This is a genomic window from Franconibacter pulveris, assembly GCF_056780215.1.
Genome location: NZ_CM165555.1, coordinates 1,273,877 through 1,296,218, shown reverse-complemented (window position 1 = coordinate 1,296,218; position 22,342 = coordinate 1,273,877). Strand labels below are relative to the sequence as shown.

The 22,342-nt window shown below is 61.0% G+C and carries 21 protein-coding genes; 13 read left to right on the top strand and 8 right to left on the bottom strand.

The features are described 5' to 3' along the window. Window positions 1–615 precede the first annotated feature (615 nt). From ACU4F7_RS06150 to fes, 3 genes are read right to left on the bottom strand one after another with little or no spacing between them, the layout of a single operon-like run. Window positions 616–4,533, bottom strand: coding sequence for an amino acid adenylation domain-containing protein (locus ACU4F7_RS06150; protein WP_481638263.1), 3,918 nt, complete (start codon window positions 4,531–4,533; stop codon window positions 616–618). Window positions 4,534–4,536: 3 nt separating this feature from the next. After that, window positions 4,537–4,752: an MbtH family protein gene (locus ACU4F7_RS06145; protein WP_029592181.1), complete on the bottom strand. Its 216-nt coding sequence runs from the start codon at window positions 4,750–4,752 to the stop codon at window positions 4,537–4,539. 14 nt (window positions 4,753–4,766) lie between these two features. Next, window positions 4,767–5,996, bottom strand: coding sequence for an enterochelin esterase (gene fes / locus ACU4F7_RS06140; RefSeq protein WP_481638262.1), 1,230 nt, complete (start codon window positions 5,994–5,996; stop codon window positions 4,767–4,769). Between the two features lie 272 nt (window positions 5,997–6,268). Here fes and ACU4F7_RS06135 point away from each other — a divergent pair, with 272 nt between their 5' ends. From ACU4F7_RS06135 to grxB, 6 genes are all read left to right on the top strand, one after another. Further along, window positions 6,269–8,521, top strand: coding sequence for a TonB-dependent siderophore receptor (locus ACU4F7_RS06135; RefSeq protein ID WP_481638261.1), 2,253 nt, complete (start codon window positions 6,269–6,271; stop codon window positions 8,519–8,521). Window positions 8,522–8,620: 99 nt separating this feature from the next. After that, entirely contained in the window at window positions 8,621–9,286 is a 666-nt protein-coding gene (gene entD / locus ACU4F7_RS06130) for an enterobactin synthase subunit EntD (RefSeq protein ID WP_481638260.1), read from the top strand. A 155-nt stretch (window positions 9,287–9,441) separates the two neighbouring features. Continuing rightward, window positions 9,442–9,570 carry a hypothetical protein gene (locus ACU4F7_RS06125; protein ID WP_268761117.1) on the top strand — a complete coding sequence of 43 codons (129 nt, stop codon included), beginning with the start codon at window positions 9,442–9,444 and terminating at the stop codon, window positions 9,568–9,570. A gap of 320 nt (window positions 9,571–9,890) precedes the next feature. Further along, the gene (locus ACU4F7_RS06120; protein ID WP_029592178.1) at window positions 9,891–10,796 is read left to right on the top strand and encodes an acetamidase/formamidase family protein; all 906 of its coding nucleotides are present in this window, start codon (window positions 9,891–9,893) and stop codon (window positions 10,794–10,796) included. A 3-nt stretch (window positions 10,797–10,799) separates the two neighbouring features. Next, on the top strand, window positions 10,800–12,143 hold the full coding sequence (locus ACU4F7_RS06115; protein ID WP_029592177.1) for an APC family permease: 1,344 nt from the start codon (window positions 10,800–10,802) through the stop codon (window positions 12,141–12,143). Between the two features lie 115 nt (window positions 12,144–12,258). Then, window positions 12,259–12,897: a glutaredoxin 2 gene (gene grxB / locus ACU4F7_RS06110; protein WP_029592176.1), complete on the top strand. Its 639-nt coding sequence runs from the start codon at window positions 12,259–12,261 to the stop codon at window positions 12,895–12,897. On the opposite strand, the gene ACU4F7_RS06105 is transcribed toward grxB, so the two are convergent. Beyond that, window positions 12,898–13,440: a C40 family peptidase gene (locus tag ACU4F7_RS06105; protein ID WP_481638259.1), complete on the bottom strand. Its 543-nt coding sequence runs from the start codon at window positions 13,438–13,440 to the stop codon at window positions 12,898–12,900. 76 nt (window positions 13,441–13,516) lie between these two features. On the opposite strand from ACU4F7_RS06105, the gene ACU4F7_RS06100 reads away from it, so the two are divergent. The 6 genes from ACU4F7_RS06100 (at window position 13,517) to ACU4F7_RS06075 (ending at window position 18,767) form a co-directional block, all read left to right on the top strand. After that, a complete protein-coding gene (locus ACU4F7_RS06100; protein WP_481638258.1) occupies window positions 13,517–13,771 on the top strand; it encodes a hypothetical protein in 255 nt (84 codons plus the stop codon). Between the two features lie 209 nt (window positions 13,772–13,980). Next, entirely contained in the window at window positions 13,981–15,222 is a 1,242-nt protein-coding gene (locus ACU4F7_RS06095) for an MFS transporter (protein WP_481638699.1), read from the top strand. Between the two features lie 21 nt (window positions 15,223–15,243). Further along, a complete protein-coding gene (locus ACU4F7_RS06090) occupies window positions 15,244–16,407 on the top strand; it encodes a mandelate racemase/muconate lactonizing enzyme family protein (RefSeq protein WP_481638257.1) in 1,164 nt (387 codons plus the stop codon). Continuing rightward, window positions 16,401–17,297 (top strand): dihydrodipicolinate synthase family protein, encoded by an 897-nt coding sequence (locus ACU4F7_RS06085; RefSeq protein WP_481638256.1) that lies wholly within the window; start codon window positions 16,401–16,403, stop codon window positions 17,295–17,297. Before ACU4F7_RS06090 ends, ACU4F7_RS06085 begins: the two co-directional genes overlap by 7 nt. Then, the gene (locus ACU4F7_RS06080) at window positions 17,294–18,190 is read left to right on the top strand and encodes a 2-dehydro-3-deoxygalactonokinase (RefSeq protein ID WP_481638255.1); all 897 of its coding nucleotides are present in this window, start codon (window positions 17,294–17,296) and stop codon (window positions 18,188–18,190) included. Before ACU4F7_RS06085 ends, ACU4F7_RS06080 begins: the two co-directional genes overlap by 4 nt. After that, window positions 18,180–18,767 (top strand): beta/alpha barrel domain-containing protein, encoded by a 588-nt coding sequence (locus ACU4F7_RS06075; RefSeq protein ID WP_029592170.1) that lies wholly within the window; start codon window positions 18,180–18,182, stop codon window positions 18,765–18,767. Before ACU4F7_RS06080 ends, ACU4F7_RS06075 begins: the two co-directional genes overlap by 11 nt. On the opposite strand, the gene ACU4F7_RS06070 is transcribed toward ACU4F7_RS06075, so the two are convergent. After that, window positions 18,764–19,441 carry a helix-turn-helix domain-containing protein gene (locus tag ACU4F7_RS06070; RefSeq protein WP_029592169.1) on the bottom strand — a complete coding sequence of 226 codons (678 nt, stop codon included), beginning with the start codon at window positions 19,439–19,441 and terminating at the stop codon, window positions 18,764–18,766. The two genes, ACU4F7_RS06075 and ACU4F7_RS06070, sit on opposite strands and share 4 nt — an antisense overlap. A gap of 11 nt (window positions 19,442–19,452) precedes the next feature. Beyond that, a complete protein-coding gene (locus ACU4F7_RS06065) occupies window positions 19,453–20,157 on the bottom strand; it encodes a GNAT family N-acetyltransferase (protein WP_481638254.1) in 705 nt (234 codons plus the stop codon). 337 nt (window positions 20,158–20,494) lie between these two features. Between ACU4F7_RS06065 and ACU4F7_RS06060 the strand changes: the two genes are divergently transcribed. Continuing rightward, window positions 20,495–21,616, top strand: a complete 1,122-nt coding sequence (locus ACU4F7_RS06060; protein ID WP_481638253.1) for a YbdK family carboxylate-amine ligase — start codon at window positions 20,495–20,497, stop codon at window positions 21,614–21,616. Window positions 21,617–21,670: 54 nt separating this feature from the next. Here the strand turns inward: ACU4F7_RS06060 and ACU4F7_RS06055 are convergent, their stop codons facing one another. Together ACU4F7_RS06055 and ACU4F7_RS06050 are read right to left on the bottom strand one after the other, a co-directional pair. Beyond that, window positions 21,671–21,922 (bottom strand): DUF1158 domain-containing protein, encoded by a 252-nt coding sequence (locus ACU4F7_RS06055; protein WP_029592166.1) that lies wholly within the window; start codon window positions 21,920–21,922, stop codon window positions 21,671–21,673. Window positions 21,923–21,983: 61 nt separating this feature from the next. Further along, window positions 21,984–22,316 carry a RamA family antibiotic efflux transcriptional regulator gene (locus ACU4F7_RS06050; RefSeq protein ID WP_024555500.1) on the bottom strand — a complete coding sequence of 111 codons (333 nt, stop codon included), beginning with the start codon at window positions 22,314–22,316 and terminating at the stop codon, window positions 21,984–21,986. Window positions 22,317–22,342 lie beyond the last annotated feature (26 nt).

Genomic DNA, 22,342 nt, shown 5'->3' with positions numbered 1-22,342 from the left:
CGTTTATCCGGCCTCAAAATCGCCTTCCTGGGGCAAGCCGGAGGGAACCGGCGTGAGGGGGAGATGACATATAAAACAACGTTCTGGCGAACGGAACAGTTCACTGCCCGAATATATCCCGGAACAGTAAAACTCAGCGCCTGCGCCCCTCACCTCGGCCCTCTCCCCAAAGGGGCGAAGGAGAAAACCCGCGAGTGGCACGGCGCTTGCTCCCCCCTGAACCACCAGAACGTGTCCTGCCCTACAGCGACACCACCACAACTGTTTTAATCAACCTGTCAGCGATGACGTTTATCCGGCCTCAAAATCGCCTTCCGGGCGGTCAGATGGCTGGGGCTGGCCGTCAGGAACGGCCAGAGGCGTGTCGGCACAGGGATGTGCCGTCGCGTCGACCCGAAGCCAGATGACAGAACGGAAGGTTTGCCCCGAAGGGGTCGATTTTGCGAGCCGGGAGCCGGGATTGTTAAGGGGGCGGCGGCGAGCCCCCTTAACACGTTCGCGTGAAAGGAGGGTACATATTCAACCTCCGCTCCGGCGAACGTAACCTTTCACTGTCCATGCTGATATCCAGAGGGAGTAAGGCCCAGCGCCTGCGCCCCGCTGAATGGCGTCGTCTTACCCCAGCATGTCCTTCAACACGGGTCCTATCGCCTCAAACGCCTGCGGGCTGATGATATCCACGTGCGCGCAGTCTACCGGGTGAATGGCCGTTTCGCGCGTCCATGGCGCCCAGACCTGGCGCGGATCCATGCCCGGCGTGACGGTGCGCTGCGCCACAAACAGCGTCGCTTTACCGTCAAAACGCACGCTTTCCGCTGTCGCCAGCAGGCGCACCGCGTCGGCGTAGTTGCCTTCGATAGCCTCAAACAGACGCGCCGGGCCTTGCCCCTGTTGAGCGGCGATAAACGCTTCACGCTCGCGCTCTATTTCCGCCAGCACCGCCGGGTCGAGCTCATTCGCCCCCTTCTGCGCCCAGTTTTGCGACTCCGGCGGCCAGGTGTCGAGCAGCCCAAGGAAAGCCACCTCTTCACCCGCCGCCTTCAGGCGCGCGGCAATACCGTGCGCCAGCGTGCCGCCAAGGGAATAGCCGAAGAGATAATAAGGTCCGCGGGGTTGCAGTTCGCGCAGCGTGGCGAGATGGGCGTCGCAGACATCAGCGACCGACGCGGCCTGCTGCATCGGGCCTTGTGGTCGCGGCGACTGGATGCCGGTGATGGACCAGCGCGGGTTAAGCCAGCGCTGCAGCACGCTGAACTGCCAGGCGAAGCCGGAAGCGGGATGGAAACAGAAAAGCGTCGGGCCGCTGCCCTGGCGAAGCGGCAGAACGGCCTCAAAGCCGGCCTGCTCCGCCTGCGCCTCGCTCTGGCCGCTTGCGAGCAGCGCCGCCAGTTTTTCCACGGTCGACGCGGTCATCACCTGCCCTACCGTTACCGGCAAGCGCAGCGTGCGCTTAAGCTCCGCGGCAAGCCGCATGGCGAGCAGCGAATGGCCGCCGAGGGCGAAGAAATCGGCCTGCGCGTCGTTGATGTCGATACCAAGCAACGCAGAAAACGCTTTCGCCACTGTCGTTTCAAGACCCGGCGCAGGGCTGCGCCCCGTCGCGCTGGCCTGCGCCTTCGGCAGCGGCAGCGCTTTGCGGTCAAGCTTGCCGTTAGCGCTGAGCGGCAACGAAGGCAGCTGAATCAGCAGCACCGGCACCATATGCGCAGGCAACAGCTCGCTTAAGCGTTCGCGCAGCGCAGCCGTATCCAGCGGCAGGCCGGAAGCGGAAACCAGATAGCCCACCAGTTGGCGCGCATCGCCGCCGTTCGCCGCGTTTTCATTCAGCACGCAGGCGTGGGTCACCGCCTGCGCCACGTCCGGCAGTCCCTGCATTATTTTGTCGATTTCACCCAGCTCGATGCGCTGACCGCGAATCTTTAGCTGGTCGTCGCTGCGGCCCAGGTATTCCACCGCGCCGTTCGCCAGCCACCGCGCCACATCGCCGGTGCGGTACATCCGCGCGCCTGGGGCGAACGGGTCGGCGATAAAGCGGCTGGCGGTAAGGTCCGGGCGCGAAAGGTAGCCCTGCGCCAGCTGAATGCCAGTGAGGTAGAGATCGCCGGCAATGCCAGGCGGCACCGGGCGCATCGCCGCATCCAGAATACGCAGGCCGGTATTCCAGACCGGAAAGCCGATCGGCACGCTGGCGCCCGTGACGTTCGCCAGCGCGTCGCCGAAAGCGGGATACCAGCTCACGTCCACCGCCGCTTCCGTCGGCCCGTAAAGGTTATGCAGCGGCGCGGCGGTCAGTTGCTCCCACTGGCGACAAAGCCCGGCAGGCAACGCCTCTCCGCTGCAGAAAACCTGGCGCAGCGGCGCACAGGAAGCCACGGCTTCTGGCGTCGTCAGCGAGGCGACAAACGCGGCGAGCATAGAGGGCACGAAGTGCGTGGTCGTCACCCGCCAGCGGGCGAACAGCGCCTGCAACGCCTGCGGGTCGCGATGCGCCTGCGGCGGCGCCATCACGAGGCGTGCGCCCACCAGCAGCGGCCAGAAGAACTCCCATACCGAAACGTCGAAGCTGCACGGCGTCTTTTGCAGCACCACGTCATCCGCGCCAAGCGGATAGTGGTTCTGCATCCACAGCAGGCGGTTGACGATAGCCGTCTGGCCTACCATCACCCCTTTCGGCCTGCCGGTGGAGCCGGAGGTGAAAATCACATAAGCCGTGTGCTCCGGGCGCGAAAGCTGAAGCTCCTGCGGCGCGTTGACGTCAAGCGGTTCGGTGTAGCAGAAACTTTTCAGCCCCGGCAACCCGCTAAAGCGCGGCTGCTCTTGCGGCGTGGTGATAAGCAACCGCGGCGCGGCATCTTCCAGCATCATGCGCAGACGATCGTCCGGGTAGCCGGTATCAAGCGGCAGCCAGGCGGCGCCCGCTTCGACAATCGCCTGCAAGGCGAGAGAAAGAAAGACCGAGCGCGGCAGCGCCACCGCCACCACGTCGCCGGGACGTACGCCCTGCGCTATCAGTTCAGCCGCGAGCGTCAGCACTTGCTCGCGCATTTTGCGGTAGCTGAATTGATACTGTTCATCCGCCAGCGCCGGCGCCTGCGGCGTGGCGCTCGCCTGACGCGCCAGCAGGCTGCTTAAGGTCTCAACCGGCAGCGCCATGGCGGTGTCGTTGATCTGCCGAAGCAGCTCTGTCTCCGCAGGCAACAGCAGCTCCGCGTCGATGCAGCGACGCTGCGCATCGGCGGCAAACTGCGCGAGCAAAAGCGGCAGGCGCGCCAGATGCCCTTCCAGCGTCGTTTCGTCATAGCGTTCGGCGTTGGCCAGCAGTTCCATGGCGACCGCGCCCTGCTCATCCACATAAAGCGCGATCTCGATATCTTTCACCGGACCGGAGGCAAGCTGATGGGTAATGCCCTCAATGCCGTCGAAATCCAGCCGGTAGTCGAACATCTTCAGGTTCAGCACCGGGCCATAGAGCGGCGCCTCCTGAGTAACGCGACCGGCGTCGCGCAGCACCTGCTCCGCGTCGTAACGCTGATGACGGCGCAGCCGCTTTAACTGCTTCGCCAGGCTTTCGGCAAAAGCGGGCAGCGTTTGCTGCGGCGCAATGCGCACCGCGAAAGGCAGCACGTTCAGCACCGGGCCGGTCGCAGTCAGCGCCGCAGAGCCAATACGGCGCATAAAGATAAAGCCTGCGCTGTAATCGCGCCGCCCGCTCAACCTTCCCAGCCACAGCGTGACCAGCGCCAGCGCCATATCGGCCGGGGAAAGCGCGCCTGCCTGGCGCATCAGCTGGCTGAATGCGCGCGGGTCAAAGCGCACCGTGCGGCGGATAAGCGCCGTGGTGGAACTCTGCCCGGTAAGCGGGTGCGAAGAGAGCGTGGCGGGCGGCGGCAGCTCGCTCAGTTGCTGCGCCCAGAAAGCGGCGTCTCGGGCAAAGGCGTCGGATCGCTGGTAACGGGCATACTCCTCCACCACCTCGGCGAAAGGCGTGAAGGGCGACGGCGACGGCGTTTCGCCTTTGCGCCAGGCGCGATAAATATCGGCGATCCGGCGGGTAATGGCGGTAAAACTGAAGCCATCTACCACTATGTGATGATAGCGCTGATACCAGAACCAGCGGTTGTCGGCTAAACGCAACAGAACGTGATGATAAAGCGGTTTACCGCTCCCCACGCGCAGATCCTGGTCGAGGTCGTCGCGCATGCGCGCGAGCGCGGTTTGCTCCGGCGCGGCGTCGTTTCGCAGGTCGATAATCTCGGGCGAGCGGAAAATAAAGCGCGGGTCGATGCGCTGGCTGACCACGCCGTCGCGCTCTTCAAAGCGCATCCGCAGCGTGTCGGCTTCCGCCATGCCCGTGACGATGGCGCGGGCAAGCAGGGCGGCGTCAAGCTCGCCATTAAGCTCAACATAGTGCGCCACGCTCCAGGCGTTGCGCTGGTCGGAAAGCTGCTCCGCCATCCAGATGCCGGGCTGCGCCGCCGCCAGCGGCAGTTCGCGTTGCTGTTCCGTCACCGGGGAAAGGATTGTATCGGTCATGATTTACTCGCTCGCGACGGGGACAAAATGGGTTGGCTGAAGGGTCTGCCAGCGCGCGGCGAGCCAGCGCTGGCACTCTTCCTGCGACTGGGGTTCGCACACCACGCGCCAGCCTTGCGGCAGCTGGCAATGTTCCGGCCAGAGGCTGAACTGCCGGGCGCTGTTTTCGAGCAGGTAAAACCGCCCCTGCGGGTCATCGAAGGGATTTGCAAATTCCATACATACTCCTGTCTTTAAATACGCGCCTGCGGTTCGGTAAGCGGACGCCAGAGCGCGCACAGCCCTTCCATCAGCCCGCCCCGCCAGCAAAGCGCGTCGTGTCCGCCGTCAACCTGACGCCAGAAAAGCGGCTGCTGGGTGTGTAGTAAGGAATAAAGGCGCTGGTTGGCCTTATGAATAAGCGGCTCGTGAATGCCCGCCTCAAGAAAAATACGCAGCGGCCGCGCGTCGAGCCGGCCTTCAACCAGTTGCTCCACCAGCCAGCCATCCTGCGCGCCGCCGCGGTTCGGCCACCAGAAGGAGCCGGACTGGCTCAGCACGTTGCCAAAGCGCTGCGGCCAGTTGAGCCCGGCGTAAAGCGCGGCGAGGCCGCCAAAGCTCTGCCCCGCCACCACCGTGGTCGCCGCTTCATCGCGCCAGGGCGCGATGGCCTGCACCTGCGGCAACAGCTCTTCCTGCACCGCCAGCCAGAAATCGGCATTGCAGGGCAACTCATGGCTGCGATGAACGTTGTCGATGACATCAATAAGCAGGTAAACCGCAGGCGGCAGTGTTTTGTCGTTAGTCAGCGCCTGCAACGCGGGAAAGATGGGCTGGCTCTCGGCCCAGAACTGGCCGTCGAGCAAAATCGCCAGCGGGCGCTGCTCAGGCTGCGCTTCACCGGTGGTGAAAACCCAGATGCGGCGGCTGTTAGCAAGACGATGACTGCGCCATTGAATGCAGCGCGGCGGATGATGAGGCGTGTGCGGCTTATCCCATCCGGGCTGCGGCGGCGCGCCGGGCAGATGCAGCGCCGAGACCGGATGGCCGCGTCCGCCGCGCCAGCAGGTCGGGTTGAAGGGGTCGGCGATAGCGCCTGGCAAGAGTTTGCCCCAGCCTTCGCGCAGCGCCGCGCGGTCTGGCGCCTCGCCGGCAAAGACCTCGGGGGCGAAGTCATCCGTACGCTCAGAGGGGATCAGGCAGTAGCTGCCGCGCCAGCGGGCGTTGAGGGTGATTTGCCAGCGCCAGGCGTCGGTGCCGGGCACGCGCGTCAGGCTTTGCGGGCGGGAAGACTTATGGTGATCGGTCAGGCCGGTGATATAGAGCCAGACGCGCTGTACGCGCGAGCTTTCCTCGCTCCCCGCCGGATCTCGCCACCAGAAGGTCACGTTACACTCGTCATTCGCCCCGCAGACGATGTCAGGGATCCCCTGCGCCTGCTTCGCCTGCCACCAGGCTTCACTTCCCGTTGCGTGCGCCGTCACTTTATTAACCCCTTGTTAATTATGGCAAAAGCCGTTCCTGCCAAGAAATTCATGATAATATTATTGATAATTATTTGCATTTGCAATAGCGTATGGGCGCGCTGTGGGAAGCGCATAAGGTATTCAGAAAATGACGAAAACCGCCTGATGCTTTGGCCTCATCGCTCCAGGATGAGTGACGCATTGCAGGCCGCACCGGGCATTATCCACGCTGCGCCACGCCCTTTGGGTACGGAACACATGGTCGGCAGCGCAGAAAAGCAGGACATAAAATGAATAAGAAGATCCACTATTCCCTCGCGATGTTAATCAACATGGGAATCTATGGCGTTGCGCTGTCAGCAAATGCCGCGCAGACCGCTGCTGTTGATAGCGAAGCAGCTCCCGCCACCGGTGATGACACCATTGTGGTCACCGCCGCCCAGCAAAACCTGCAGGCGCCTGGCGTTTCCACCATTACCGCTGATGAAATCCGTAAAAACCCGCCAGCGCGCGACGTTTCTGAAATCATCCGCACCATGCCGGGCGTTAACCTGACCGGCAACTCCACCAGCGGCCAGCGCGGCAACAACCGCCAGATTGATATTCGCGGCATGGGGCCGGAAAACACCCTGATCCTGATTGACGGCAAACCGGTGACCAGCCGCAACTCGGTGCGTCTGGGCTGGCGCGGCGAGCGCGATACCCGCGGCGACACCGCCTGGGTGCCGCCGGAAATGATTGAGCGCATCGAAGTGCTGCGCGGCCCGGCGGCGGCGCGCTACGGCAACGGCGCGGCGGGCGGCGTGGTGAATATCATCACCAAACGCAGCAGCGACGAATGGCATGGCTCGTGGAACACCTATCTCGACGCGCCGGAGCACAAAGACGAAGGCTCCACCAAACGCACCAACTTCAGCCTGACCGGCCCGCTCGGCGGCGATTTCAGCTTCCGCCTGTACGGCAACCTGGATAAAACCCAGGCCGACGCCTGGGACATCAACAAAGGCCATGAGTCTGAACGTACCGGCAGCTACGCCAACACGGTGCCTGCCGGGCGCGAGGGCGTGATTAACAAGGACATTAACGGCCAGCTGCGCTGGGACTTCGCGCCGCTTAACTCGCTGGAGCTGGAGGCGGGATACAGCCGTCAGGGTAACCTGTATGCGGGCGATACCCAGAACACCAACACCAACGCGCTGGTGAAAAAGAATTACGGTAAAGAGACCAACCGGCTTTATCGCCAGAACTACTCGCTGACCTGGAACGGCGGCTGGGACAACGGCATCACCACCACCACTTATGCGCAGTACGAGCACACCCGCAACTCGCGCAAAAACGAAGGTCTGGCGGGCGGCACCGAGGGGATTTTCTCCAACGAGAATTTCTCCAATATCGACCTTAGCGACGTGCTGCTGCACAGCGAAGTTAACCTGCCGCTCGATCTGCTCGTTAACCAGAACCTGACGCTCGGCACCGAATGGAACCAGCAGCGCATGAAGGACCTGGCGTCCAACACCCAGTCGCTGACTGAAGGCGGCACCATTGGCGGCGTTGACGCCACCAACCGCAGCCCCTACTCCAAAGCGGAAATCTTCTCGCTCTTCGCCGAAGACAATATGGAGCTGACCGACAGCACCATGCTGACGCCGGGCTTGCGCTTTGACCATCACACTATCGTCGGCGATAACTGGAGCCCGTCGCTGAACCTGTCCCAGGGGCTGACGGACGATATTACGCTGAAAATGGGCATCGCCCGCGCCTACAAAGCGCCGAGCCTGTATCAGACCAACCCGAACTACATTCTCTACAGCCGCGGCCAGGGCTGCTACGCCAGCGCCGGCGCCTGCTACCTGATGGGCAACGACGACCTGAAAGCGGAAACCAGCATCAACAAAGAAGTGGGGCTGGAGTTTAAACGCGACGGCTGGCTGGCGGGGGTAACCTGGTTCCGTAACGACTACCGCGATAAGATTGAAGCGGGCTACTCGCCAATCGGCAAAGCGTCGAAAGCGACAACGGACGTTTACCAGTGGGAAAACGTGCCGAAGGCGGTGGTGGAAGGTCTGGAAGGCAGCCTCAACGTGCCGGTCAGCGACACGGTGAACTGGACCAACAACTTCACCTACATGCTGCAAAGCAAGAACAAAACCACCGGCGACCGTCTGTCGATTATCCCGGAATATACGCTGAACTCGACGCTGAGCTGGCAGATTCGCCAGGATATCTCCGTGCAGTCCACGTTCACCTGGTACGGCAAACAGCAGCCGAAGATCTATAACTACAAAGGTGAGCGCGCCACCGGCAGCGAAACCAACGAGGTGAGCCCTTACAGCATCGTTGGCCTGAGCGGCACCTGGGATGCGACCAAAAATGTCAGCCTGACGGCGGGCGTGGATAACCTCTTCGACAAGCGCCACTGGCGCGCAGGCAACGCGCAGACCACCGGTAACGACACGACGAAGTCGTATATGTACGGCGCAGGCGCGGAAACGTACAACGAATCAGGCCGCACCTGGTTTGTTAGCGTCAACACGCATTTCTGATAGCCTGGCGTGAAAAATAAAAGGCGGGGGGCGACTCCCGCCTTTTTGTTGAGTGTTGTTACACTAAACCCACGTTCTCCCCTCGCGCAGTTTACCGTTATGCAAACCCAGCTCCGCCCGTTTACGTTCGCCGGCCACACGCTGTTTCGCGTTGATTTCGACCCGGCGACGCTGCACCCCGCTGACCTGTTCTGGCTGGCGCACCACGAGCAGATAACGCGCTTCGCGCCGCGCAGACAGGCCGAACACCTGGCCGGGCGGATAGCGGCGGCGGCGGCGCTGCGCCATGCCGGAAGCGACAACCCTGCGCCCGGCATTGGCGCGCACCGGGAACCGCTCTGGCCGCAGGGGTTTTGCGGCAGCATTACCCATACCGCAGGCGTGGCGATAGCGGTGGCGGTAAAGCGCGACAACGCAACACAGGGCATCGGCATCGACAGGGAAACGCTGCTGGATGAGCGCAGCGCGCCCGATATCGCCGAAGGCGCGCTTCATGCTGGCGAGCGCGAGCGCCTGCGCCAGACCTCCCTTCCCTACCCGGTCGCCGTCACGCTGGCGTTTTCCGCCAAAGAGAGTCTTTTTAAAGCGCTGTTCCCGCAGGTGAAAACCCGGTTTGGCTTTGAATGCGCGCAGATTGTCGCCCTCGCCGGACATCAGCTTCAGCTACGCCTCACGCAGCCGCTGGCGCCTTTTCCCCGCGGCGCGGTTTTTACCGCTCACTGGCAACCAGAACAGAATGCGCTGATAACGCTGGTGCGCCTGTAACTTCAGATTCTCCCGATACCGCAACCCGCCCGCGCAGGCGAAGGTAGCAGCGTTGGCTGGGCCAATGCGTCGGCGGCCGTGCCCGCAACCCGCCCGCGCAGGCGAAGGTAAGCGCGCCAGATTGTTGTTTATCTGGCGTTTATCAGGAGAAAAAAATGAAAAAAATCGCCATTGTGAGCCTGCTTTTATCGCTCGCCAGCTTAAGCGGCTGCGTTTACCACCATCATCATCACGACGGCCACCGTCATCATCATGGCGATCGTCACCACGACTACCGCCGCTAGCCTCTTCTTCGCCCCGCCTGTTTACGCTGAACCGGCGGGGCTTGCCCGTTTCTCCTGCCGTCTTGCCTGTTCCTGTCGCGCGGCAAAACGTTGCACAAAACGCATCGTTATGTTGCAAATATTTCAATGACTAATAATTGCCTCCGTCACGTATTGCCGATACAAAGAATAACGGCGTGATGCAGCCTTTAGCGCTGCTTCCCCAGGTTTTATCGCACCAGCAACGAAACCCCCGCCCGTTCCTCTTCCCCGTTTAACCGGCCCACCAGAAAGCCGGACGGGAGCAGAAATAAACACAACATCTATTTTCAGGAGCAAGCATGACGGTAATTTCCCGTACAGAGGTGGTCTATGCGATGTCGCGCGACAATGCCCCGGTGGCGACAGTCGCAAGCGGCAGTGAAGTCACATTCCAGACCTGTGACTGTTTTTCCGACCAGATAGCGAGCGCCGATGCGGCGTTCACTGAACTGGACTGGCAGCGCATTAATCCGGCGACCGGCCCGGTCTATGTCGAAGGCGCCAAAGCTGGCGACGTGCTGCGCGTGGATATCCAACGCATCGCCCTTACCCACCCTCAGGCGGTGATGGTGACCGCGCCGCAGCTTGGCGTGGTGGGCGATGAGCTGGAAAAGCCGCAAATCACTATCGTCCCGATTGAAAACAACGAAGCGCTGCTGCCGGGCGGCGTGCGCGTGCCGCTTAACCCGATGATCGGCGTGATTGGCGTGGCGCCCGCAGGCGAGCCCATCTCCTGCGGCACGCCGGACAGCCACGGCGGCAACATGGACTGCAAAGTGATTGCCGAAGGGGCCACGCTTTATCTGCCGGTGAATGTCGATGGCGCGCTGTTCGCGCTTGGCGACCTGCACGCCGCCATGGGCGATGGCGAGGTTTCCGTCTGCGGCCTGGAAATTCCCGGCGAGGTTACGGTAACCCTGAGCGTGGTGAAAAACCGCCCGCTGCCGACGCCGATGCTGGAAAACGCCGACGCCCTTTATACGCTCGGCTCCGCCAAAACGCTGGATGAGGCCGCCTCGCTCGCCACGCGCAATATGGCGCACTTTGTTGCTGATAATGCTGGCATGACGCTCGACCAGGCGATCACGCTGCTGAGCATCGCGGGGGACCTGCAAATCTGCCAGGTGGTGGACCCGCTGAAAACGTGCCGCTACGCGCTGCCGAAAGCCGTTGCCGCACAGCTGAATTTGCGTATTGAGGGTTGATCGATGTCCGTTGAACAATTTGGCTATAAGCAGGAGCTGCACCGGGCGCTGACGCTCAAGGACCTGCTGATTTACGGCATGATTTTTATGGTGCCTATCGCGCCGTTCGGCGTGTTTGGCTATGTCTGGGACGGCGCGCAGGGCATGGTGGCGCTGGCCTATCTCATCGGCATGGTGGCGATGTTTTTCACCGCCATGAGCTACTGGTCGATGTCGCGGGCGTTTCCGGTCTCCGGCTCGGTCTACGCTTACGCCCAGCGCGGCATACATCCGACGGTGGGCTTTTTCGCCGGCTGGCTTATCCTGCTGGATTACATTCTGGTGCCTTCGCTGCTCTATATCGTCAGCGCCGCCGCGCTGTCGCCCATTTTGCCGGGCGTGCCTGCCTGGGTTTGGATTGTAGGCTTTATTGCGGTGAACAGCGTTATTAACCTGCTCGGCATTTCGTTTACCGCGAAGGCCAACAAATACATTCTGGTGGCGGAAATTATCGTGCTGGCGGTGTTTGTCGTGCTCGGTCTGATAGCCCTTTACTCCGGCCAGGGCGCAGGGCACCTGACCTTAAACCCGCTTTACAACGCCGACCATTTTAACCTGCCGCTGGTCATGGGCGCGGTCTCCATCGCCGTGCTCTCCTTCCTCGGCTTTGACGGCATCTCCACCCTTTCGGAAGAGACCAAAGGCGGTGTGGATACGGTGGGGAAAGCCTCGCTCGGCGCGCTGATGCTGGTGGGCGTGCTGTTTATACTGCAAACCTGGATTGCGGCTGACCTCGCGCAGGGCATGAACTTCTCAAGCCTCGATACGGCGTTTTACGACACGGCAAACCTGGCGGGCGGCGCCTGGCTGAAACAGCTGACCATCTGGTCGACGGCGCTCTCCTGGGGCATCGCCAACGCGCTGGTAGCGCAGGCGGCGGTGTCGCGCATTCTGTTCGCCATGGCGCGCGATAAACAGCTGCCGAAGCTGCTCGCTAAAGTGCACCCGCGCTTTAAAACGCCCTACGTCAGCACGCTGATCGTGGCGGCGATTTCCATCGCCTCCGGCCTTTATTTCAATGGCAATATCGACAACCTGAGCCGGCTGGTGAACTTCGGCGCGCTGATGGGCTTTTTACTGCTGCATATCTCGGTAATTAACCACTATATGCTGCGCAATAAGTCGCGCAATCTGCTGCTGCATCTTATCTTCCCGCTGATTGGCTTTTTCATTATCGGCTTTGTGATTTACGAGATGGACAGCCAGGCGAAAATCCTTGGCCTGAGCTGGCTTGCCATCGGCGTGATTTACTACCTGGTGATGCGCTTTACCCTCAAGCGCGACGTGGTGCTGGACCTCGACAACTAACCTTCCCTTCTGGCTCCGCCATCCGGCGGGGCCCTTCTCACCGCTATACTTTCTCTTATTCACGGGATAACGCGCGCTTATCCTGCCCCGCTATGCTGCCTGAGAAGGAGTCGCCATGAAACTTTACGCTTACGACCACTGCCCCTTCTGCACCCGCGTGCGCTTTATCACCGGCATCAAAAATATTCCCATCGACGTGCGTTATCTGCTCTGGGACGATGAGCAGACGCCCACGCAACTGGTGGGAAAAAAAGTGGTGCCGATTTTCGATGACGGCGAAGGCACGGTGCTGGCCGACAGCCTGGCGATTGTCGCCTGGCTCGATAACCACTGCGGCGAACCCATTCTGCAAGCGGAAAACCGTCCGGAGGTGGACGCCTGGCTAAGCGACGCGATGCTGCCGCTGCAAAAAATCGGCTATCCGCGCTGGCCGACGCTGCTGCTGCCGGAGTTTCAGGCCGCCAGCGCCCGCGACGCCTGGAAAGCGGCGAAGCAGAGCGAAATTAACGGCTTTGACGAGGCGCTGGCTGAAACGCCCGCGCTGGTGGAGCCGATTTTTACGCTTTTCGAACGCGCCGAAGCGCTGCTTGGCGACGCCATCGATGCGCAGCATCCGGTGAGCTATACCGAAATCAAGCTCTTTACTGTGCTAAGAGGCTTTACCTGCGAGCCGTCGCTGCGCTGGCCGCAGGCGTTGCGTAAATGGCTGGACTTGCGCTCGCGCCACAGCGCCGTGCCGCTGTTCTGGTCATGATCAGGCGACGGTGCGCGGGGTAATCACGCGCCGCGCGCCAAGCCAGTGATCCTGCCAGAAGGGATTGTCGAGGGAGCTGATGCGGATCGTCTCGCCGGTGCGCGGCGCCTGAATAAACTGCCCGTCCCCCAGATAAACGCCGACGTGATCCGCTTTGCGGCCGTGATGAATATGGAAAAAGACCAGGTCGCCCGGCTTTAACTCTGAAGCCGTCACCGGGTTGCCGCGCCGGTCGTGATACATTGCATTGGCCGTACGCGGCAGCGACGCAGACAGGTGCGCGTTATAGGCGTAAAACACCAGCCCGCTGCAATCAAAACCTTCACGCGGACTCTCCCCGCCCCAGACGTAGGGTTTGCCGAGCTGCGCTTTCAGCCGGGCGAGGATTTTCTCCCGCGTCTCATGCAGCGCGTCGGTTTCCGCAAGCCCCGTGCCATCCTGCAAATGGAAATAGCGTTTGCTCGCTTTCGTATCGTAAGAGGCGTTCAGCAGCGAACCATTTACGTCGAAAGCGTCGTAGTGAAAAAGTGTCCTTGCGCTCAAAGTACGGCTTCCCTGCTGATGATGCGTATGTGAAACCGCTTTTTTCGCATGGTGATGCGGCTTTGCCCACAGAGGCATGCTGACGGAAACCGCCATCAGCAGAGTGATGAGTCGTATTTTAGTCTTGAACATAGCGATGAATTACTTACCCGTCGGCGGCGTGATATGCCCGCGCCTGATGAAAAAGAAGAAAGCGCCTGTAGCGCTCAGAAAACAGACTATCATCGACGCGGCGCCAGCGGGTTTAGCGCTTCCTGAAAGTGACGTTAGTTTTATTTCATCTGCAGGCATTGCTTCACTATGTGAAGCAAATCAGCGACCTGTTTTATGACCCTCTTCACGCAACCTTCTCCTGCGATAGCGTCGCGGCCCCGGCTCCTTAACACTGCATAACAACCCGGCGGTACGGGACTTCACCCGCTAACCCCCCAGCGCGCGATGCGTTGCTCAGGAGAAAACATGAACACGACCGACACCCGTTACGTTGCAGGCTACCCGGCGGCCAGCCCGCAGGAAGGACGGCAAAGCACCTTTAAAATCATGACCTCGGCCGGCGTCGGCCATTTTATTGAATGGTTTGATTTCGGCCTCTACGGCACGCTGGCGGCCATCATCGCCAGCAACTTTTTCGCCAGCAGCGACCCGACGGTCGCCCTGCTGAAATCGTTCGCCGTATTTGGCTCCGGCTTTTTAATGCGCCCGCTGGGCGGCCTTTTTTTCGGCTCGATGGGCGACAGGCTGGGGCGGCGCAAAGTGCTGGTGACGGTCATAACGATTACGTCGGTCTCCACCTTTGTGATGGGTATTCTGCCCACTTACCAGCAGGCGGGGATAATCGCCCCGGTCTTACTGGTGCTGACCCGGCTGGTGCAGGGGTTCGCGGCGGGCGGCGAGAGTTCGGGGGTGATTACTTACCTTGCCGAAAGCGCTAAGCCGCACCGTCGCGCCACGCTGACCTGCTGGAGCGAGAATTTCAGCTTTATGGCCTTTGTCTGCGGCTCCGGGCTGGTGCTGGCGCTGACCCACTGGCTTGGCGAGCCCGCCATGAACGACTGGGGCTGGCGCATCCCCTTCCTGCTGGCCGCGCCGCTGGGGCTGGGCGGATTCTATATGCGCCGCAATATGGAGGATTCCGCCGCGTTTCATGAGCTGAAAAAGAGCGGCAAACTTGAGCATTCGCCGCTGCGCACCACGCTGAAAACGTCTACCCGGGCGCTGCTGTTTTGCGTCGGCTTTGTGGTGGTAAAAGCGGTAAGCAGCTGGGTGTTGCAATCGTTTATGCCCGGCTATCTCTCCACCTACCTCAATTACAGCCGCACCGACGCCTATCTCATTACGACGCTTGGCCTTCTGAGCGTGGCGATAGCGATGCCCGTTACCGGTTATCTCTCCGACAGGCTGGGCCGCCGCCCGCTGATGCTGATGGGCTGCGGCGGTTTTATTTTGCTGACCTGGCCTGCGATGCTGCTGATGGCGCAAGGCTCCGTACTCGCATCCGTAGGCGCGATGAGCATGTTGGGCATTTTCGTCGCGCTGTTTAACGGCGGCTGCGGCGCGGCGATGGTCGAGCTTTTTCCCACCGCCATCCGCTATGGCAGCATCGCTATCGCTTACAACATGACGGTGGCGCTGTTCGGCGGCGTCACGCCGCTCGCTTCGGCAAGCCTGATTACCTTCACCGGCAACCCGCTTTCCCCCGCGTTTTATGTGATGGCGACGGCGCTTATCTCTTTTATCGCCGTTCTGCTCGCGAAAGAGACGGCAGGCAAGACGCTGGATTAATTCCCACAACTGGAGTGCGTAATGAAGATTGTTGACGTGCAGTGCTTCCCGCTAAAAATCAGGCCGCAGGAGATTTACCTTGGCGGCAGGCCGGATGACGAAGCCGCAGACTATTACTACCGCCCGGAATACCGCTGCGTCTATTCCCGCAAGATGGAGACGTGTCTGGTGAAAATCACCAGCGATGACGGGCAGGTCGGCTGGGGAGAGGCGCTCGCTCCGGTGGTGCCGCAGGTTATCGCCCAGTTGATAACGCATCTGTTTAAGCCGCTGCTGCTTGGCGCCAGTCCGTTCGACAGCGCGGTGCTGAACGCCAGAATGTACGACTCGATGCGCGATCGCGGGCATGTCGCCGGGTATCACATCGATGCGCTGGCGGCCGTGGATATCGCGCTGTGGGACCTTAAAGGCCGCCTGTTGGATCTGCCCGTCCACCAGCTGCTGGGCGGCAAGTTTCGCGAAAAGGTGCCCTGTTATGTTTCGGGCCTGCCGCGCCCAACGCTTGAAGAGCGCTGCGCGCTGGCCCGCGAGTGGCAGGCGAAAGGCTTTAACGCCATCAAGCTGGCGCTGGGCTACGGCGTGAGCGAAGACCTGGAAAACGTGCGGGCTATCCGCGACGCGCTCGGCCCGCAGGCAACGCTTTTCGTGGACGCTCACTGGAACTACAGCGTCAGTGAAGCAGCGCAGCTTTCGGCGGGGCTGGATGCGCTTAACGTCAGCTTCCTTGAAGCGCCTTTGCTGCCGGAGGACGTGGCCGGGCACGCCGTACTGCGCCGTAAAAGCGCCGTGCCCATCGCCCTTGGCGAAACCGAGCGCACCTGTTACCAGTTCCGTCCTTTTATTGAGCAGCGCGCCGTCGACATTCTTCAGCCCGATGTGGGCCGTACCGGCATTACCGAGCTGATGCGCATCGCGACCCTTGCGCAGACCTGGCATCTGCAGGTGGCGCCGCACTTAAGCGTTGGGCTTGGCCCCTGTATTGCCGCGTCCATCCACGTGGCCGCCGCCCTGCCGCATCTCTTTATGCTGGAATATCAGCCGCCTGTGCTGGAGGTGGCTAACAGCCTGTTGCGCCAGCCGCTGCGCTGCGAAGCGGGCCACTATGCGCTGGCGCAAGGCGCCGGGCTGGGTATTGAAATTGATGAACAACGCGTACGCGAATCTGTCTGGAGTGACGTATGTTAAAAGGTAATGTTCCTATTCTCGCCACCGCGTTCGACGAACAGGGCGCGGTGGACCTGGCCTCTATTGAAAGGCTGGTGGGCTTTCTGCTTAAGCAGGGCATAGACGGGCTGGCGCTGTTTGGCAACGCGTCGGAAGGCTATGCGCTGACGGGGAAAGAAAAAGCGGCGATTTTCCGCACGGTAAAAGCGCTGACCGGCTCTCTGCCGCTGGTCGCGGCGGCTGGCGGCGGATCGTCACAGGCGGCGGTTGAAGATATTCAGCGCATCCAGGCGTGGGGCGCGAACGTGGCGATGGTAAACCCGCCAGCCGTGGTGAAACCGGGGCCGGAAGAGATTTACCGTTTCTACAGCGACATCTGCCGCCAGTGCGATATCGACATCATGATCCAGGACGCGCCGCTGATGACCGGTGTGAATATCCCCGTGGCGACGCTGGTCCGCCTGTGCGAAACGCACCCACAAATACGCTATATCAAAGTCGAACAGCCGCCCACGACGCTGAAGATAACCGAGCTTAAAACGGCGCTGCGCGAGCGCGTCGGGCTGTTTGGCGGCCTGAACGCCGGTTTTCTCTATGAGGAGCTGGCGCGCGGCATTATCGGCACCATGCCGGCCTGCGAATTCCCGGAGGTGATTAACGCCATTTTGCAAGCCTGGCCGCGCGACCGCGACGAGGCGCGCGCGCATTTTTATCGTTATCTGCCGTTTCTGCGCTATGGCGTGCAGCCGGGCATCGGCGTAGCGGTGCATAAAGAGATCCTCTACCGCTCCGGCCTCTTTGCCGCCCGCACCGTGCGAGACCCGGCTAAAACGCTGGATGAGACCACGCGCGAGGAGCTTTGCGACATCACCAACCATCTGCCGCTGGCGATTCTGGAGCGCGCGCGATGAGCGACTATATCGCCGTTGACTGGGGCAGCAGCAATTTTCGCGCCATGCGCGTAAGGCGCGGAGAAGTGGTGCGCAGCGTGGCGTCGCCAAAAGGGGTGGCCCGCGCGCCGCGCGAAGCGCTGGGAGAGATTCTGCGTGAAGAGCTGGCGCGCCTTGGCGACGAATATGACGCCCGCACGCCGGTTATCCTGTGCGGCATGATAGGCAGCAATATCGGTATTATCGACGCGGGTTATCAGTCGCTGCCGCTGAGTTTCGAGGCGTTGACCGCGCGCGGCGTTGTGCTGGAAGGGGTGTTGCCCAATCCGTTGACCGTCAGGCCCGGCATTTGCAGCCGGGCGGAGCATGAGATCTGCCGCGGCGAAGAGATGCAGCTGGCGGGGGCGCTGACGCTATGCGACGCCCGCGTTTTCGCCGCCGTCGGCACCCACAGCAAATGGATAACCGTCGATCGCGCCCTGCAAAAGGTGGTCAGCCTGCGCACGCTAATGACCGGCGAGCTTTATGACCTGGTGTTGAATCATTCCGTGGTGGGACGCGGGCTGCCCGAACAGCGCCCGGATGTCGGCCGTTTTCAGGACGGCGTGGAAACGGCCATCGCCATTGCGCGGGGCAGCGCCGAACTGGTTAGCGAGCTGTTCCGCTGCCGGGGCCGCTATATCTTAGGCGAGATTGACGCCGCCTGCGCGAGCAGCTGGCTTTCCGGCCTGCTCATCGGTCATGAAATCCTGAACGGCCATCCCCGCGGGGAAGCGGTCTGTTTTATTGGCGCTGCGCCGCTGCTGCGCCACTATCAGCAGGCGTGCAAACTGCTCGACCTGCCCTGCCTGACGCTTGAAGCCGAAGCGGCGCTGCTGGCCGGACTGAATAAGGTATTTAACGATGCTGTTTAACGGACGCATTATCGCTATCTTACGCGGCGTAACGCCGGATGACTGCGTGGCGCAGGTCGACGCGCTGGTGGACCATAATATTGTCGATGTGGAGATCCCGGCCAATTCGCCCGACTGGACGCAAAGCATCCGGCTGATTAAGCGCCATTTCGCCCGGCGGGTGAATCTTGGCGGCGGCACCATTATCACCCCTACGCAGGCGGCGGCATGCGCGCAGGCGGGCGCCGATTACGCGCTGACGCCGAATCTGGATGAAAACGTGGTGGAGACATGCAGAGCGCAGGGGCTGAAAATCTGCGCGGGCGTCTATACCAGCACCGAGATTTTCGCCGCCTGCGCGCTGGGGGTGGACGCGCTGAAAATTTTTCCGGCGGTGACGCTGCCCGCCAGTTGGCCCCAACTGATTAAAGGGCCGCTGTCGCAGGCGGTGCCGTTTTGCGCGGTCGGGGGGATTGATGAGAATAATATGGCCGCCTTTTTACAGCATTACGACAGCGTAGGCATCGGCTCCGCGCTCTATCGCCCGGGCCAGGCGGCCAGCGTGACCCGTCAACGAGCCGCTTCGCTTGTCCGCTAGCCGCCGCTGATTTTTTGCGCCGCCGAAACCAGAAATGCTTTAAGCGCCTCCAGCTCAAGCTTTTCTCCGCTCAGGTTGGAAAGCGCAATCGCCGCCTGCATGCCGGGAATGATGCAGGCCATGCGATACTCGCCGTCCGGCCAGGCTTTCACCAGTACCTGATGACGCCGCGCCGCGTCGATATCCGCCCTGATAAGCTGAAAATCGTGTATGCCGATAAGGTCGATAATTTCTTCATCGCTGCGCGCCGCCAGCAGCTTAATGCCGATAACCGAGTCGACAACCGGGTAAGAATCGTAGTTGCCGATAGCCCTGGCCACGCTTTTTCCCTGTCGCGTGTGGATGAGATAGACCACCTCTTTGCCGCTCAGTATGCCAACAACAATAGAAACGGGCTGGCTGCCAACCTCTTCCAGCGTCTCCAGCACCGCTTTGTAAAAGGCGGAGTTATGGATAACCTGGGCGGAGAAGCGGTGTATGCCTGGGCCGAGCGAATATTTCCGCTTTTCGTTGCGCTGCACCATCTCCAGCGCCAGCAGGGTTTGCATCAGCCGCGTGACTTTGGCGGAGTCGAGCGTCAGCTGACGGCCTATTTCACGAATGCCGGCAGGCGCGCCGAGGCTCGCCAGCAGGTTAAGACAGCGAAACGCGTCATGAACCGAACGCAGCAGCATTCCGCCCCCACTCAGCGCGCGTGAAACGCCGAGAGCGGCTCTTTTTGCCGTCCCTGCGCATCGAAGTTTTCCGGCGCCAGCCAGCCGCTCAGCGCGGCGTTTCGCTGCGGCCATTCGCCGTCGATAATGGAAAACCACTCGCTGTCGCGATTGCGGCCTTTGCGCACCATCATCTGCCGCAGGCGCCCTTCAAAGGTAAAGCCGAGCCGCAGCGCGGCATTATGCGATGCGGTGTTCAGCGAATCGCATTTCCATTCCACCCGGCGATAACCCTGCTCAAACGCCGCGCTTAACAGCAACCAGACGGCTTCGGTGCCAAGTACGCTGTTTTTCATGCGCGGCGACCAGGTGACGTGGCCTATTTCCACCGTGCCGTTGCTGGTATCAATGCGCATAAAGCACACCAGCCCTACCGCTTCACCGCGCTTTTGTTCTACCACGGCGTAAGGCACCAGCGTCGGGTCCGCCGCTTTCCCTTGCACCCAGTGCCAGGCCGCCTGCGGCGTATCGGGGCGCGAAGAGGCGAGCCATGTCCAGTCCCGCTCGTCGGGCGCAAGCTGGTACGCCTCGAAGAGCTGCTGTGAATGGCTCTGCGCATCCAGCGGCTCAAGACGGCAATAACGACCGACCAGCGCCGCGCGCGAAAGCGGACGCGCGCCCTGCCATTCCGGTACTGGCGCGCCGACGACCTGGTGGTAATGGTTTAGCTCTGTCACGGGGAGTCCTTGCGGGTGTGGTTGTTAATGAATTGTTGTATCAGGTAACGCATTGGGAGAAAAGCGATTGTCGAACACACGCGCAAGCTAAACGGGTTGCCGCCAGCGCGGCGTGAGCGTTTATCCACTCTTTTCGCTGAAAGACTGGCCTGGCATCCCGTCGCGCTTTTGCGCAATTTCTGAAGGCCTTACCCTCGCCTGCGCGCGTCTTGCCGGGCAGACAACTCGGTTTTATCCGAGCCGCTTCAGCGCAACCAGATGATTTCACGTGACTATACTTGCAGAAAAGCTTTACCCCGCAGCCGCGGTTCTGGCTGTTATAAAATGAGAAACGCCTATGCCTCTGAAACCTTTTAACGCCTCCGATCCTTTCACCCTCGGCATTGAGCTGGAGCTGCAGGTAGCCAGCCCGCCGGGTTACAACTTAAGCCAGGATTCCTCCACGCTCATCAGCGAGCTGGAAGGGAAAATCAGCGCCGGGGAAGTAAAACACGACATCACGGAAAGCATGCTGGAGATAGCCACGGGCGTGTGCAAGGACATTAACCAGGCCAGCGCCCAGTTCGCCGCGCTGCAGCGCGAGATCCTCATCTGCGCCCAGCAGCATCATCTGGTGATCAGCGGCGGCGGCACGCACCCGTTTCAGAAATGGCAGCGTCAGGAGGTGTGCTCAAGCGAACGCTATGCCCGCACGCTGGAGCTGTTCGGCTACCTTATTAAACAGGCGACGGTGTTCGGCCAGCATGTCCACATAGGCTGTCGCACCGGCGAAGAGGCTATTTATTTGCTGCACGGGCTGTCGCGCTTCGTGCCGCATTTCGTCGCCCTTTCCGCGTCGTCGCCTTATATGCAGGGGTCAGACACCGGTTTCGCCTCGTCGAGGCTCAATATTTTCTCCGCTTTCCCGGATAACGGCCCGGCGCCTTTTGTGGAGAACTGGACGCAGTTTGAAAAAATGTACGCCCGGCTGGAAGGCACCGGCGTAGTGGAATCGATTAAAGATCTGCACTGGGATATCCGGCCAAGCCCCGGTTTCGGCACGGTTGAAGTGCGGGTGATGGATACGCCGCTCTCCCTGTCGCGCGCCATCAATATTGCCGGTTTTATCCAGGCTATCGCGCACTGGCTGCTGGAAGAGCGCCCGTTTAAACCGAAGGCGGAAGACTATCTTATCTACCGCTTCAACCGCTTCAGCGCCTGCCGCTACGGGCTGGAGGGCACGCTAACGGATGTCTGCACCGGCGAGCAGCGCACCATCGGCGAGGATATCCTGCGCATGCTGGACAATATTGAGCGCTACGCCGCCGCGCTCAACGGCCAGAGCGCGCTGGAAGGCATTCACCGGTACGTAAGAAATAACGACAGCGACGCGCGCAGCATGCGCGAGTTTATGTCTGACGGGATGTCGCTTTCAGAGCTGGTGCGCCATAACGGCGAAATCTGGGCGGCGGAGCTTTAATTGCAGGCGGCTTCTCCGGCGCAGCGGGCGGTTTCCGTCGCCGGAGAAACGTCTTTAGCTCCGTTCAATCGAAAACCAGCGCCGCCAGACAAAGCGGATAACCAGATATTCGAGCGCGCCAAGGAAGAGAAACCAGGCGCAGAAAATAATGGTGTAAAGCTGACCAAGATCCTGCAAATGGAAGGTGGCGATAATGTTCTGCGCGAGCGACAGCGCCAGCACGGGCGCAGGCAGCAGCAGACAAGAGAGAAAGGCCAGCAGCAGAATGCCGCCAGCCACCATCAGAGATTCAAGCGGATGCTTCATGGGGGATTACAGTCTGAGTTGAAAAGGCGCATTGTCGGGGAATTCGCCCGGCCTTGCAAACTCAGCCGTTCGCCTGCCGCCGGTAGCTGCCCGGCGACAGCCGAAAATGGCGGGTAAAGAGCCGCGTAAACGTCTGCTGTGATTCAAATCCATACTTAAGCGAAATATCGAGCACTCTCTCGTCGGTGGCACGCAAATCGCGCGCGGCGAGATTGAGCTTTTTCTCGCGAATATAGCGCCCCAGACTTTCCCCTTTGTGATGGTGAAACAGGCGCTGCAAATGCCATTTAGAATAACCGGCGTGGCGTGCGACATCGTCAATGCGCAGCGGCTTATGCAGATTGTCGTCGATCCAGCCGGTGAGGGTTTCTATAACCTGAGCGGGCAGTTCCATACAAGCGTCCCTCTGTTTTTAGGTTG